Consider the following 13986-nt stretch of genomic DNA (forward strand, 5'->3'; position numbering starts at 1 on the left):
AAAACAAAAATGACATTAACTGTAAGAATGTAGTTCTTAAAGTCAAGTAGTCGGTACGGGAATCGAACCCGTGTTTTATCCGTGAAAGGGATACGTCCTAACCCCTAGACGAACCGACCCTAATATTTAAAAATTTCAAGTATACTGATATAACTTATTGACAATCAGTAATTAAGTAGTCGGTACGGGAATCGAACCCGTGTTTTATCCGTGAAAGGGATACGTCCTAACCCCTAGACGAACCGACCGTGAAAATCCCCGAAAAACGTGCTTTTCCGAAAGGTTGTGCAAATATAGCTGGTCAGATTTACAAAGCCAAAATCACCACAAAAATTTCTTTGGGAATTGCCGTATAAACCTGAACCAAAGCCTTAAAATTTTGCTTTAAAAAGTCGAGAATACTAATTTAATTTCGGTTTTAGAATAACCTACCATGCTAAACCAAACGCCAATTACAAAAATTGCTATCAATGGATTCGGGCGGATCGGCAGATATACAGCCAAGCTTCTTTTTCAAAATCCCAAATTCCAACTGGTCGCAATTAATGATCTTGCCGAATCCACTGCAATTGCCCATTTATTAAAATACGATTCCGTTCATGGGAAATTTGAAGGGAAAGTCACGCTGGATCAAAACGTACTTTCTATAAATGATGAGCCAATTCAGCTTTTCTCCAAATCCAATCCGGAGGAGTTACCCTGGAAGGAACTGGGCATTGACCTGGTCATCGAATGTACCGGGAAGTTTACCAGCCGATCCGGAGCTGAAAAACACCTGAAGGCAGGAGCCAGGAAAGTAATCATTTCCGCTCCCGTTAAGGAAGATAGCATCCCTATGGTAGTCTTAGGGATAAATGACAACATCCTAAAAGGAACTGAAACGATTATTTCCAATGCTTCTTGCACGACCAACTGTCTGGCTCCGATGATTCAGGTGTTGGAGGATCGTTTTGGAGTGATCAAAGGCTTTGCCTCCACGGTGCATTCCTATACCAACGATCAAAATCTCCACGATGCCCCGCATCGGGACCTTCGTCGTGCCAGAGCAGCGGCCTATTCCATCATTCCCACCACAACCAACGCAGGAATTGCCCTGGACCGTATTTTACCAAAACTAGCCGGTAGAATAGAAGCATCTGCCATGCGTGTACCCGTACCGGATGGTTCGCTGACAGATTTAATTGTCGAGCTGAACCACGAAGTCACAGCTGAGCAAATCAACAATGCTTATAAAGAAGCGGAAAATGGGAAGCTGAAGGGTTTTTTGCAAGTAGAATCAGACCCGATTGTCTCTATGGATATTTTAGGGAATTCAAATTCCTGTATCATTGACGAAGCGCTAACTTCAGCCAAAGGAAATTTGGTAAAAGTGGTAGGCTGGTACGATAATGAATCCGGATATGCCCATCGCCTAATTAACTTGGCAGAGAAAATCTTCCAGTTTTGAACTATGCTTTCACCCGATTCAAAGCCAAGAGCCTGACCAAAAATTTTGGCAGGTTCTTTTTTGGGTCTCGTTTTTTAAGATTTAAGTAAAGATTCCATTTCTGTAGAATTGGCACCCGATGTGTCTCCACAAATTCAATCAAAGTCTGATCACAATCTTCCAGGTATCCAAAATGGCCTGATGCACTCCCCATGTCAAAACTATCCTGACTATCAACTGTAAATGGAAAGCCTGCTTCTGCTGCTTTTTTCTTCAGATTCTGCATGCCGTTCACATCCAGGCAGCAGTGAATAAAACCTAAATCTCCCCAAAGCCGATCCTTAAAAATAGGTCTTCCAGTTCGCTCTTTTACCTCGATCAATTCGATCTGAGCAGGACAAAGCAAAGCTCCAAAAGCCCCTGGATTGCATCCTTTGGGCATAGAAAGTAAGGCCCGCTTAAATGTCAGATTTTCCCCTGGAATTTCGGGATAGACTCCCTCTTCTTTATAGTTAAGCCTAGAAAACCCTAAAATATCCCGATACAGCGGAATGGATTTTTCCAAATCCGAGACACCGATCATTACTCCCAAAACACCTCCCGTGGGTGAGGAATTTTCCAAAAACCAATCGTTGGCCTCTACGACCTGGAACACATTATCAAAAGGATCTTTGAGAAAAAAGGCATTGACTCCATTTGGAGTTTTGGATATCGGTGAAAGCATTTCGGCACCAAGTTTTTCCAAATGATTAAAAGCTCTGTTGATGTCACGAACACGGATTTTGACTGCATAAATCCCTAAATCACCCGGCAAAATTTCAAAATCTGTGGAATTGGGAGTTCTACTGGTGAATTGCCAGATTTCAAAGCCCCCTCCACCTTGCATGTTTAGTGCCAGCACAGCATGCCTGCTTTCAGCTATTCCGTTGGTATATCGGGTCATCAGGTTGGCAGTAGCCTCATCCTCAAAAACCGGCACATCCATAGAAAAAGCCTTACGGTACCATGACCAAGCTTTGTGAACATCTTTTACACCTATTCCTATTTGTTGAATGCCATTGATCTGGTAATACTTATCAGGTGTTTGACCCATTTTGCAGTAGTAAAGTGTATGACTTTTTGAGCTTTTCCGGAGCAACTCCAAGGTGAAAGAGCGTAAACACGTATAGGTTGGCAAGCTGAACCCATAGCCAAGAATTTTTCCTATACTTCCTAGCTGACACTGTCATCGCCTTCGGAATGATATAAAACCTTGTTTTTCTTTTGATTCGTTTGACTAATTCAAAGTCCTCCATCAGACAAAATTTGGTGTCATATCCGCCTAAAGTATTGAAAAAATCACTGGTTATAAACAAGGTCTGATCCCCTCCTCCAGAAAAAGGCCCATTGAAGCGAGTAAACCACGAATTTAACTTTAATAAAAAAGTTTCAGAATCAAATCTGTACCGAAAACATCCTGCTTTGTATCCCTTGACCAGGGCGATTTGAAGATCCTCTGCAAATGACAAAACAGGTCTCGTATCCGCATGAACAAAAAATAAGGTATTGCCTTTAGCATGAGCTGCTCCCAGGTTCATTTGTACAGCGCGTGATTTGATTTCGGAATTAATCACTTGGGCTCCTAAACTGGCCGCTATCCGGCAGGTTTCATCATTACTCCCCCCATCGACCACAATCACTTCAGAGATAAACCCACCCCCTTGTTTCAGCAAATACGGAATCAACTCTCGGATATTTTCAGCTTCATTCAAGGTTGGAATGATCACTGACAACTTCATCATTTTCACTACTCCACTAATTTGATCACATAATTTTTAATCGGACTCTCCATTTCTGCCAGTACCATCACCCCGTTTTTGTAGTAATATTTGTTGGTATTCCCGTTGATGGTCACTTCATAGCCATTGTTTTCGATCTTTTTCACTTTAGAAACAAGCCCGTAAACTTCTGCCAAGGAATTCTCACCTCCTTTTGGCTCATGAAAGAAAAGCATGGAACCACTGAGGTAAAGAGGATCATTGATTGGCTTTTTATTTTCAAACTTATACGTCGCTGCATCTACGGTGTAAAACTGACCATTCCATTTCAACTCCGACCTGAAATCACCTTTATTGCTCGTAGAAAAGCTTCTAGACCAAACGATCTGATTGTTTAGAAGCCTGGTATCCACATTAAAGTCAACATTTACTTTTCCGAAAAACCAGAAGCTAACTGCACTTTTCACCTTGTAGACTGTACTATCTCCACTTTTGGATCTGTTAGCGGTCATTTCCCCGATCTTAAATCCCAGAACAGAAACCTCATAATCCCGCTCATTTGTAAGATTTTGAGCATTCCCAATTTGGAAAGTAAAAGCAAACAGTAACAGGGAAAGCACTAGTACCCGACTAGCAGCAACCCCCTCCGTCGTAGAAGAATGTAGATTCCGAAACATAAATATCATTTCTACCCAAGTTAGTAATAGCAGCGGCAGTTTTATCACAAATTGACAAAGGCTGATTATTCATCAAGATGTGACCTTTATGATCGTCAAAGTATTCTTCAGTTCCAAAATAAATGGCAGCCTTTCCGGTAAAAACGCAAGGTCCATCAGCTGGCATGGGATCTTTGATGGCACATACCTCCACCGAATCCAGAAAAATCATCTCTTCAGTATCGTATTGTCCGGGGGCCAGGATCCGGTAAGGACGTTTTGCACGGATCTCCACAGTTCCAAACCCAGCATCAGTAATCATCTTTAGGTAATCCTTCAGAGACAAAGAGCCGCTGAGACACAGTGCCCGTAGTCGGGAATCATTGCGAAGTGACTCAGGCATATGGTTTTCGGTAATCGGATCGCTTAAAACCAGTCTACCGTATGGCTTCAATACTCTGAACATCTCAGCCAAGGCTTGTTTCAAGTCTTCCTGTGTAAAAATATTGAACAGACAATTTTGAGCAGCTACATCGATGCTGCTGTCCTCCACAGGAAGGTGAAGTGCTGTTCCTTTTCTCAATTCCACATAATCACGCTGAAACCAGGGATTTTCATTCTCCGCAGTTGAAAGGTTTTCATCACAGGCAGCGAGCATTTCGTCCACAATGTCCACTCCAATGACACCTGCTTTTTGTCTGGAGAAGTAGGCAAACTGAAGCACTTCCATGCCTCCGCCTACACCCACGTACAAAATTTTTGGATTATTGACTAAGTCCCGAGGATGGACCGTACTTCCACAGCCATAGTTCATTTCCTGCATAATCTTCGGAATGCGAAGTTCCGGTAGTTGCCAAATCGGCGTAGTGGTACAGCATAGACCCACATCAGGTTTCAGTGCGGCTTGCTTGTAAACGTCCACAGTCGTATCGAGGTAATTATTCATCTGTTTATAATTTTTTTTTCAAAGGTCAGATGGAATCTCGCATGCATTATAATCATCCCAGTGTGTGACGATCTTCGTCATGCTCGATTTCATCTGTTTATAATTTGTTTTTCAGTTGTCAGATGGAATGCCCAAAATAATCATCCCCCTGTGTTAGAAGCCTTCTCATAGGCATTTCATGGGTGATTTTATGTTGAATATTAAATTGCTCCAAATCGGATAAAGTATCTATGTCTGATAATACTTTAAGAAATTCATATTCTAAGTTAAGCTTATCGGCTCGATCCAAGGTTGACTCAAGAACCTTCGAGGTGCTCCAGGAGATATCGTTAAACAATTCTGGAAAAAAGCTACTCATTCCCAAAAGGTAATAGCCACCGTCTCTGGCTGGACCGATTACCAAATCCACTTGTCCGAGGTTTAAAAACGCTTTTTCTATGTCATTTTTAGTCATTTCCGGACAATCTGTACCGATGATGACCACACTTTTATAACCACTTTCGAAAAGTTGGGAAAATGCGTTACGCATCCGATCGCCCAGATTTTCTCCTGACTGAACTCGAAATTGATAATTGGTATACTCCCCAACCGGGATTTCCGGGATGAAATCCGAGAAGAAAAGAAATTTGTCCACTTTGATGCCTCTTACCTGCTCATGAGTGTATGCTGTGAGCCATTGGTAAATTTCCAGTGCTTTTTCATTACCTATGGATGCAGCTAGCCGGGTTTTTACTTTTCCCAATTGGGCGTTTTTCTGAAAAATGATCAAAGCAACCTTGTTCATGAAGTCGCACCTCCACAGCTTGAACCTGCACCTGCTGTACACCCAAAGCAATGGTTATTAATCACAATCGATCGATCAGCAAGTGCCGATGAATCCCAGTTGGATAAGTGGGTGGAATGCGTTGTGTTCACTTTCAAATCCAACATTTGGTTGAAATCGCAATCATAAAGATACCCGTCCCACCCGATAGAAATTGTGTTTCGGCACATGACGCCTGTTGCAGCCACAGGGTTGAAAGATGACAGTAACTTTTCCATGTAGTTTTCGAAATTCTCCGAGCGAAGCAAATACTCCAAAAATCTGGATATCGGAATATTGGTAATGGTAAAAAGGGAATTAAACTCAACCTCAAATCGATCCCTGAGCTTCTTTCTGAATTCTCCTTCCAATTCACTCTGGGATCCGGGCAAAAATGCCCCGGACGGGTTGTATACCAAGTTCAAAACAAGTCCCGACCCCTCCATTCCATAGCCCACTTGATTTAATAATTTCAGCGCTTTGATGGATTTTTCAAATACACCATCTCCCCGTTGGGCATCGGTTTTCATCGCAGAGAAATAGGGAAGAGAGGATACAACCTCCACGCTGTTCTTTTTGAAAAAATCCGGAAGATCATTGAATTTCGGATTTGCCAAAATAATCGTCAGGTTACAACGGACGATAATCTTAATATCCGGTCGGATCAAACGGATGGAATCCACAAACCACCGGAAGTCCGGGTTCATTTCCGGCGCTCCTCCGGTGAGGTCTACGCAGTTTAGAAACGGCTCTTTTTTAATCACATCCAGGCACAGTTGCATGGTCTCTCGCGTCATGATCTCCTTGCGATCAGGACCTGCATCCACATGACAATGTTTGCAAACTTGATTGCACATTTTACCCATGTTGATCTGAAATATCTCAAGCTGAGTCGGCAGAAGTGGAAACAATCCAATACGATCCAGGTGATTTTTAAAATTGTTGTCAGCGCCTCCGGGATGTCTTTCTTCAAGTACTGCCAATTCCTCTTCGGGATCTGCTAAAGTGTGTAGTTGTGCCTTGAGTGACTTCATTTATAAATAATTTATTTTTTTATGGTCAAATGGAATCTCGAATGGTCTGTTAAACCACTGCATGAAAATCCAATTTTTGCCCAATTTCATTACATTGAAATTTCCTTGATTTTATTCATCATTTGAGTACTGTGTACTAAAGATGCTCCTCCGCGAATAGCCGCTGCCACATGCACTGCCTCCATCATTTGCTCTTCATCGCAGCCCTTTTCCAAGGTGTCTGTGGTGTAGGCATCGATGCAATAAGGACACTGCAAAGCATGTGCGACAGCAAGGGCAATCAGTGACTTTTCCCGCGCTGAGAGCGCTCCTTCCTTGAACACTTCCGCATAATATGCGAAAAATTTATCCGCCATGGATTTTTGAAGATCTCCGATGCTTCCAAACTTCTTAAGGTCTTCGGGATTATAATAGGTCTTCATCTTGTAGATTTTTTAGAATTACGATTAAAGGTTCAAGTTCGGATTGTTTTATCATAGAAATTATCAGACTGCAGACATTGTTTCATTTTTTCCAATAAAAGATTTTAAAAGCTAAAAAAGCTGAGGCTTCAATTTTGATCTGGAAAGTTTGAACTTTTTTGGTTATTTTTAGTCTATTAATCCTATAGACTACTAAAAAAAAATATTATGGCATTACGACTAGGGGACATTGCTCCCGACTTTTCAGCAGAGACTACAGAAGGTATCATCAATTTTCATGACTATTTAGGAAATAGCTGGGGGGTGTTGTTTTCACACCCGGCAGACTATACGCCGGTTTGTACCACGGAATTGGGCGCTGTGGCTAAGCTCAGGGATGAGTTTACAAAAAGAAATACAAAAGTGATTGCCTTAAGCGTAGATGGCTTGGAAAGTCATAAACTTTGAATTGGGGATATCAATGAAACACAGCATACCGTGGTCAACTTCCCCATCATTGCTGACCAAGACAGAAAAGTGTCGGAATTGTATGACATGATTCATCCCAATTCAAATGAAAACTTCACGGTACGCTCAGTCTTCGTCATCGGTCCGGACAAAAAAATAAAGCTGATCATCACGTATCCAGCGAGTACAGGAAGGAATTTCGATGAACTGCTTCGGGTGATTGACTCACTCCAACTAACTGCTAATTATTCCGTCGCCACTCCTGCAAACTGGAAACACGGGGAGGATGTGGTCATAGCTCCCGCTATAAAGACTGAAGATATTCCGGCTAAATTCCCAAAAGGTCACCAAGTGATCAAGCCCTATCTCAGAATGACACCGCAGCCGGATTTGTAAGTAAAGAAGGGAGTTGGAAGACAGAAGATTTGAAACATTTAAGGTTTTTAAACCAGTAATTATCGAAATTGAATATCTCCATCATTGCCCTCAATTGAATGAAATGGCTCCCAAAAAGTTTCTTAACTCCTATTTGGGGGCTTTTCCTAGCCATAAAGTCGATAAATTCAGGATTTACTGGCCCGGATCGACTCGATGATTCCCATGGCGTGTTGGACGGAATCTTTGATCTGGTCAAAAGCTCCTTTTGCGATCAAATCCTTTCGAAACAGCTGAGAACCCATTCCCACACAAAGGACCCCAACCTCAAACCATTTTTTAAGGCTTTCGGCGGTAGGCTCAACACCACCCGTGGGGATGATTTCCATCTTGGGTATTACCGCATGCACTGCGGGTACAAATTCAGGACTCAATACATTTGCAGGATAAATTTTCGAAAGCTGCGCCCCTAATTCCTGGGCAAAGAATATCTCTGATACCGTTCCGCAGCCGGGAATCCAAGGTACATCCACTTTGGAGCAATATTCCCCCAGTTTGGGATTCATCACCGGGGCTACTATAAATTCAGCCCCCATATCGATAAATTCCTCTGCTTCGAATGGATGGTAAATCGTTCCCGCACCCAGGTAAATGCCCGGAAGCCTTTCCGCTGCGGCCCGGATTTTTGGAAATATTGCTTTGGCCTCTTTTCCCCGGTTTACCATCTCAATGACACGAACTCCACCTTCATATGCCGCGTGAAGGAGATCCAGACAGACCTCGGCATCGGGATGGAAAAAGATCGGCATCATGCCACCTGCATGCATTTTCTTGATGAAAGGCGTTGGATTTCTCATTAGCGTTTGATTTTTCCGACTGCTTCACCGCTAGCCAGTTCTTGAATTTCTTGTAAAGAGCACAGCAATACATCGCCTGGCACACTATGTTTGATAGCCCCGGCCGCCATTGCAAATTCGATCGCTTCTTTAGGTTTGAAATGGAGCAAACCATAAATCAATCCTCCAGCGAATGCATCCCCGGTACCGACTCGGTCAACGATATGAGTAAGCTCATAAGATTTGGAAGAATGGATCCTCTTTTTTGCAAAAAGCATAGCAGAGATGGTATTATTTGACGAACTGTGGGATATCCGATCAGTTTTGACGATGTACTCCAAGTGAGGAAACCGATCAAATGCCATGTTTCGAACTTCAGTGAAACTTTTAAACTCTTCATTTAAGCACTGCTTAAAATCCCTTGAACCGGCAATCATCACATTGGTCAGTGCCATCAACTCAGGCATTACTTCATGAGGCTCTTTTCCAAATCGCCACAGATTACTTCGATAATTCAAATCACCACTGACGGTAATCCCCCTCTTTCGAGCTTCCTGAAGTGAACAAAGGGTAAGTTCGGCACATTTGGCGGATAAGGCAGGCGTAATTCCTGACCAGTGAAACCAACTGACCCCATGAAAAATCTCATCCCAATTATAGGCTTTGCCGTCAAAATTGGAAAAGGCTGAGTTTATCCGATCATAAATCACCTGAGAACTCCGCTGCATCGCCCCCTGCTCAAGGTAATAAACTCCCATCCTGCCAGGCAAATATGGAATGAATCGCGTATCAATTCCATTTTTTCGAAGCTGACCTGAGGCTGCCCAGCCTATCTCATTATCGGGAAAGGCTGTCAAATGTGACACATGCAATCCCCAAAAAGCTAAAGCTGCTCCTACGTTAGCTTCCGAACCGCCAAATTCAACATCAAAGGAATGAGTTTGGAAAAACCGTTGATTTCCGGGAGGTGAAAGTCTAAGCATCACCTCTCCTATCGTGACAATTTTCTTCATTGAAGAATATTTTTTTCTCTAATTTGAACAAGTTAAGGATAAAAACCATGAACAATACCACCCTACTTCTCGACCCAAGTGACAATGTTGGAGTAGCACTCTCAAACTTGGAGTCAGGTCAAAAAGTGAGTTTAAATAAACTAGAGCTTGAAATTCAGGAATTTGTGGCTGCCAAGCACAAGTTTGCGATTCAGGATTTGGCAGCCGGTGATGACATCTTGATGTATGGGACCATCGTGGGTGAAGCTACCCAAGCCATACCCAAAGGATACCCTATCACGCTGGGAAATATTCAACACAAAACCCGTCAGTATGATATTAATCTGGGTCATTTTACCTGGACCCCACCGGATATTTCTGAATGGAAAAACAAAACTTTCAACGGCTATATAAGACCTGATAATCAAGTAGGTACAGCTAATTATTGGTTGGTATTACCTTTGGTATTTTGTGAAAACACAAATATTAAACTACTGCAGGAAGCATTCGAAAATGCCTTGGGCTTCAGCAGTCCCAATCCCTATGAGCTACACATCAAAAAACTCATTTCTGGGCTCAAAAGTCAAAAATATACGGAAACGGTTGCGGAAAAATCTGTAAAAACCAGCTCCCGAATTTTTGAAAACATAGACGGAATCCGATTTCTCACCCATGACCTGGGATGCGGAGGCACGAGGCAAGATTCTGAAACACTATGTGTACTGCTAGCTGGCTACATCAATCATCCCAACGTAGCTGGAGCTACAGTGCTGAGTTTAGGTTGTCAAAACGCACAAGCCAGTATCTTGCTTGAAAAACTGTCACTCATCCAAAAAGGCCGCCCAAAACCTGTAATAATCTGTGACCAACAGCAGGAAGGCACTACCGACCAATTAATTAAAAAAGCTATCAATGAGACGTTTGATGGATTGGTAGAGGCAAATAAGGTAAGCAGGCAACCTGTACCCTTGGGAAAATTGGTCGTTGGACTGGAATGTGGCGGCTCCGACGGGTTTTCGGGGATTTCGGCAAACCCCACTTTGGGCAGGGTATCTGATTTGATCGTTGCCTTGGGTGGTATAGCGATTCTTTCTGAGTTTCCTGAGCTATGTGGTGCAGAGCAAAATCTCATCAACCGCTGTGAGACCAAAGCCTTGGCCGAGAAATTTGTCCATCTAATGGAGACCTACAATGCCGCTGCCAAGCGAGTGGGGAGTGGATTTGACATGAATCCAAGCCCCGGAAATATAAAAGACGGCTTGTTGACCGATGCAATCAAATCCTGCGGGGCAGCAAAAAAGGGAGGTACTGCGCCGATTTCTGACATTTTAGACTACACGGACTATGTGAAAACTCCCGGGCTAAACCTGCTATGCACTCCGGGAAATGACGTAGAAAGCACGACAGGCTTGGCTGGAAGTGGAGCAAACATCGTTCTCTTCACCACTGGACTGGGCACCCCTACCGGCAATCCAATCTGCCCTGTGATCAAAGTATCCACTAACCACAAATTAACTCAGCGGATGCCGGATATCATCGATTTCAATGCCGGAACTGTGATTTCAGGAGAGGATACAATAGAAACCTGCGGTGACAAACTACTGGATTTAATCATCCAAGTGGCAAGTGGTGAAGTCAAAACCAAGGCAGAGCAGAATAAAAATTTCGACTTTATCCCTTGGAAAAGAGGAGTTTCACTCTAAAAAAAAAAGCGGCGCTTGAAACTCAAGGCCGCTTTTTTGTTTTAAAAAGGGTGATCAATAATTTATTCTGGCCATCACTTTACTTTTTCCTTTTCCTGCATCTGGGCTGTTCAGATTGGGATTGAAATAGCCCTCCACAACACCTTCACCATAAGCTTTCGCAAATCTTCCATTTCCTCCCACAACCTTAATTGTAGCTTTGAAATCAATTCTATCATCATTAACAGGTGAAGTGATATTTTCAACGTTTTCAAACCAAATCGCATTTCCTTCTCCATCCGTCGTCACGGAGCTAACATTCGATGGAATATCCACCAAACCCATTTTCACTAAGTCGGCTCCAAAAATATCCGTAACAGGCGCTCCGGTTGTAATTAATTGGAAATTCTCGTTAAACTGCGCCAACTGATTGATAAAAGAATAAGATTTTTTTCCTTTTCCAAATCTTGTAGCAGAACCTTCTCCAGTGCCAGGATAAAGTCCTTCAGGAGCAGCAAGGCCGTCTAATACGATAAAGAAAATTTGGTTATCAAATTCCTCCATGTAGTTGTAGGCCCCTGGAATTGTTCTCAAATTCTCACTTCCGGAAACTACTTCAGCAGATTCTATGGCATTTTCCAGTTGATTGGCCTCCGGTGCTTCCACTTCTGACATACAAGAAGATAAAACAAGCGCACTGGTCAGGATCAATCCCGACCATTTCATCTGATTATAATTTTTTTTCAGCGGCCTTATGGAATCTTCGAATGCATTATAATCATCCCTCTGTGGGTCGCTTTGGGTCATGCTCGATTTCATGTAATACTTTTTCATTTAATTTTAGATTTAGGGTGATTGAATTTTTTTGACATTTATTTCACTTATTCAAGAGATAGGTTTTGCGTTGAATTATAGATGACTTTAAAACAAACCATAGTATTTGTATTTCATACCAATAAAAATGCCAAAAAAACTAACCCACAATAAAAAAGTTTGCAGAAGAGGCTTTTTCTCGAATTTTCTTAGCTTTTTGATATTCCTTAGAATTGTACCATTCCAAGGCAATTTCTTTGGATGGAAATTCCAATAATACCAAACGATCATAATTCCACGATCCCTCCATGACCTGAACCGGATTCCCTCGGATTACAAATTTACCCCCATAAGCTTCGACACTGCTGGGGGTTAGTTTTTTGTATTCTTCATAAACTAATGGATCTTGGATGTTGACTTCTACTAATACAAATGCTGGCATACGGTTGCTTTTTTTTCTCCTAAATAATTAAAAAACTTAGCACATGGCAAACACCGCTATTCAAATACTTCAATTCGGTACCGGAAATTTCTTGAGAGCCTTTTTCGGATCGATGGTTCAGGATCTAAATGAAACAGGCAATAACCTGAATATCTGTATCATACAGTCCACTTCAAGTGATAACCTTCTACGCTTGGCTGCTCAGGACTATTCGTTCAGTCTTTTGGTAGCCGGGTTCAAGGATGGAGAAAAGGTGGAACAAATCCGCCCTATCAACTGCATCAAGGATGGGCTAAAGCTTCCTCAGGAGCAGGACAAATTCATGGAATTCGCTTCCTCATCCCAACTAAAATGGATCATTTCCAATGTGACTGAGGCCGGAATGGTGATGAAAGAAGAAGGCCCTTTTGAAAAATTTGCGGAATCCTTTGCGGGAAGATTGACCCAATGGCTCTTTAGGAGATTTGAGACTATTCCAGAGATGAAAACCGTAGTTTTACCCTGCGAGCTTCTTCCTGACAATGGCACGCTTCTAAAAAGTTTTGTCCTGTCGCATGCAAAAAAATGGGAGCTCTCCCTAGAATTCCAGTCCTGGATTCAGGATAAGGTTTCTTTTCATAATTCTCTGGTTGACAGAATTGTACCTGGATTCCCCTCACATCTTAATTTAAAAGAAAAAGAATCCGATCCCTTCCTGGTTCAGGCTGAACCCTATGCCCTTTGGGCTATTGAAGGAGTCGAGAATGACCGCACACATTTACCCTTTCTTGACAGTTCGTCTGAAGTAATTCTGACCGGGGATATTTCAGGATATGCCTTACGCAAGGTCCGGATCCTCAATGCCTCTCACACCGCAATGACCGGGCATGGTTTACTCCATGGATTCGAAACTGTGGGAGAATGGATTGCGGCTCCTGAGTGCGAAAAACTTCTGTTTGAGATGATCGATCGTGAAATAATACCAACCATCAAGTCGGATAAAGAGGCGCTAAAAAAATATGCTAATGACGTTCTGGATCGATTTAGAAATCCATTTGTCTCACACAAATTGAGCGATATTTCTTTGAACAGTATAGCTAAACTTAAAAGCCGACTACTTCCGATTCTTATTGATTACCGCGAAATAACCGGGCATTATCCTCCAAAAACGAGCCTTTGTTTACTTGCTCTTCTCCTATTCTACCTCAGAAATCCCGGCAAAATAAAAGATAGCGAAGAAATAAAGACATGGTTTGAGCATGCATCCCAAAGTCATTCAGAAATCGAAAACCTAAAAACCAGCTTATCTCACTGGTTAAATTTGGAGTGGAATTTAGACTTCGAATTTGCTTACGATAAATTGATATAAGTTATTGA

The 13986-nt window shown here is 42.3% G+C and carries 14 protein-coding genes, 2 tRNA genes and 1 pseudogene; 4 read left to right on the plus strand and 13 right to left on the minus strand.

All coding sequences use genetic code 11. The features are described 5' to 3' along the window. Window positions 1–47 precede the first annotated feature (47 nt). Together C4S61_RS04700 and C4S61_RS04705 are read right to left on the minus strand one after the other, a co-directional pair. A tRNA-Glu gene (locus C4S61_RS04700) sits at window positions 48–119 on the minus strand. 57 nt (window positions 120–176) lie between these two features. After that, window positions 177–248 (minus strand) — tRNA-Glu (locus C4S61_RS04705). A 185-nt stretch (window positions 249–433) separates the two neighbouring features. Between C4S61_RS04705 and gap the strand changes: the two genes are divergently transcribed. Continuing rightward, on the plus strand, window positions 434–1447 hold the full coding sequence (gene gap / locus C4S61_RS04710) for a type I glyceraldehyde-3-phosphate dehydrogenase (RefSeq protein WP_103923636.1): 1014 nt from the start codon (window positions 434–436) through the stop codon (window positions 1445–1447). A 1-nt stretch (window position 1448) separates the two neighbouring features. On the opposite strand, the gene C4S61_RS04715 is transcribed toward gap, so the two are convergent. The 7 genes from C4S61_RS04715 to C4S61_RS04745 form a co-directional block, all read right to left on the minus strand. Further along, window positions 1449–2519 carry a VOC family protein gene (locus tag C4S61_RS04715; protein WP_103923637.1) on the minus strand — a complete coding sequence of 357 codons (1071 nt, stop codon included), beginning with the start codon at window positions 2517–2519 and terminating at the stop codon, window positions 1449–1451. After that, on the minus strand, window positions 2503–3207 hold the full coding sequence (locus C4S61_RS04720) for a TIGR04283 family arsenosugar biosynthesis glycosyltransferase (RefSeq protein WP_235009798.1): 705 nt from the start codon (window positions 3205–3207) through the stop codon (window positions 2503–2505). Before C4S61_RS04720 ends, C4S61_RS04715 begins: the two co-directional genes overlap by 17 nt. Before the next feature lie 5 nt (window positions 3208–3212). Then, the gene (locus C4S61_RS04725; RefSeq protein ID WP_146064343.1) at window positions 3213–3860 is read right to left on the minus strand and encodes a DUF6134 family protein; all 648 of its coding nucleotides are present in this window, start codon (window positions 3858–3860) and stop codon (window positions 3213–3215) included. Next, entirely contained in the window at window positions 3814–4785 is a 972-nt protein-coding gene (gene arsM, locus C4S61_RS04730) for an arsenosugar biosynthesis arsenite methyltransferase ArsM (RefSeq protein ID WP_103923639.1), read from the minus strand. Before arsM ends, C4S61_RS04725 begins: the two co-directional genes overlap by 47 nt. A gap of 118 nt (window positions 4786–4903) precedes the next feature. After that, window positions 4904–5569, minus strand: coding sequence for a TIGR04282 family arsenosugar biosynthesis glycosyltransferase (locus C4S61_RS04735; protein WP_103923640.1), 666 nt, complete (start codon window positions 5567–5569; stop codon window positions 4904–4906). Beyond that, window positions 5566–6621 carry an arsenosugar biosynthesis radical SAM (seleno)protein ArsS gene (arsS, locus tag C4S61_RS04740; RefSeq protein ID WP_103923641.1) on the minus strand — a complete coding sequence of 352 codons (1056 nt, stop codon included), beginning with the start codon at window positions 6619–6621 and terminating at the stop codon, window positions 5566–5568. Before arsS ends, C4S61_RS04735 begins: the two co-directional genes overlap by 4 nt. 89 nt (window positions 6622–6710) lie before the next feature. Further along, window positions 6711–7043 carry an arsenosugar biosynthesis-associated peroxidase-like protein gene (locus C4S61_RS04745; protein WP_103923642.1) on the minus strand — a complete coding sequence of 111 codons (333 nt, stop codon included), beginning with the start codon at window positions 7041–7043 and terminating at the stop codon, window positions 6711–6713. Window positions 7044–7250: 207 nt separating this feature from the next. Between C4S61_RS04745 and C4S61_RS04750 the strand changes: the two are divergent. After that, window positions 7251–7886, plus strand: a pseudogene (locus C4S61_RS04750) (peroxiredoxin). Window positions 7887–8053: 167 nt separating this feature from the next. Here C4S61_RS04750 and C4S61_RS04755 read toward each other — a convergent pair. After that, window positions 8054–8722 (minus strand): beta/alpha barrel domain-containing protein, encoded by a 669-nt coding sequence (locus C4S61_RS04755; RefSeq protein WP_103923643.1) that lies wholly within the window; start codon window positions 8720–8722, stop codon window positions 8054–8056. After that, window positions 8722–9714 (minus strand): sugar kinase, encoded by a 993-nt coding sequence (locus C4S61_RS04760; protein ID WP_103923644.1) that lies wholly within the window; start codon window positions 9712–9714, stop codon window positions 8722–8724. Before C4S61_RS04760 ends, C4S61_RS04755 begins: the two co-directional genes overlap by 1 nt. 47 nt (window positions 9715–9761) lie before the next feature. On the opposite strand from C4S61_RS04760, the gene C4S61_RS04765 reads away from it, so the two are divergent. Next, complete coding sequence (locus tag C4S61_RS04765; RefSeq protein ID WP_103923645.1) at window positions 9762–11396, plus strand: UxaA family hydrolase; 1635 nt, start codon at window positions 9762–9764, stop codon at window positions 11394–11396. A gap of 54 nt (window positions 11397–11450) precedes the next feature. Here C4S61_RS04765 and C4S61_RS04770 read toward each other — a convergent pair whose 3' ends face one another. Together C4S61_RS04770 and C4S61_RS04775 are read right to left on the minus strand one after the other, a co-directional pair. Then, entirely contained in the window at window positions 11451–12209 is a 759-nt protein-coding gene (locus tag C4S61_RS04770) for a hypothetical protein (protein ID WP_103923646.1), read from the minus strand. A gap of 139 nt (window positions 12210–12348) precedes the next feature. Then, window positions 12349–12630, minus strand: a complete 282-nt coding sequence (locus C4S61_RS04775; protein ID WP_103923647.1) for a DUF1330 domain-containing protein — start codon at window positions 12628–12630, stop codon at window positions 12349–12351. Between the two features lie 43 nt (window positions 12631–12673). On the opposite strand from C4S61_RS04775, the gene C4S61_RS04780 reads away from it, so the two are divergent. Then, window positions 12674–13978: a tagaturonate reductase gene (locus C4S61_RS04780; protein ID WP_103923648.1), complete on the plus strand. Its 1305-nt coding sequence runs from the start codon at window positions 12674–12676 to the stop codon at window positions 13976–13978. Window positions 13979–13986 lie beyond the last annotated feature (8 nt).

Origin of the sequence: Algoriphagus boritolerans DSM 17298 = JCM 18970 (assembly GCF_900108085.1) — a bacterium.
Classification (GTDB): Bacteria; Bacteroidota; Bacteroidia; order Cytophagales; family Cyclobacteriaceae; genus Algoriphagus; species Algoriphagus boritolerans.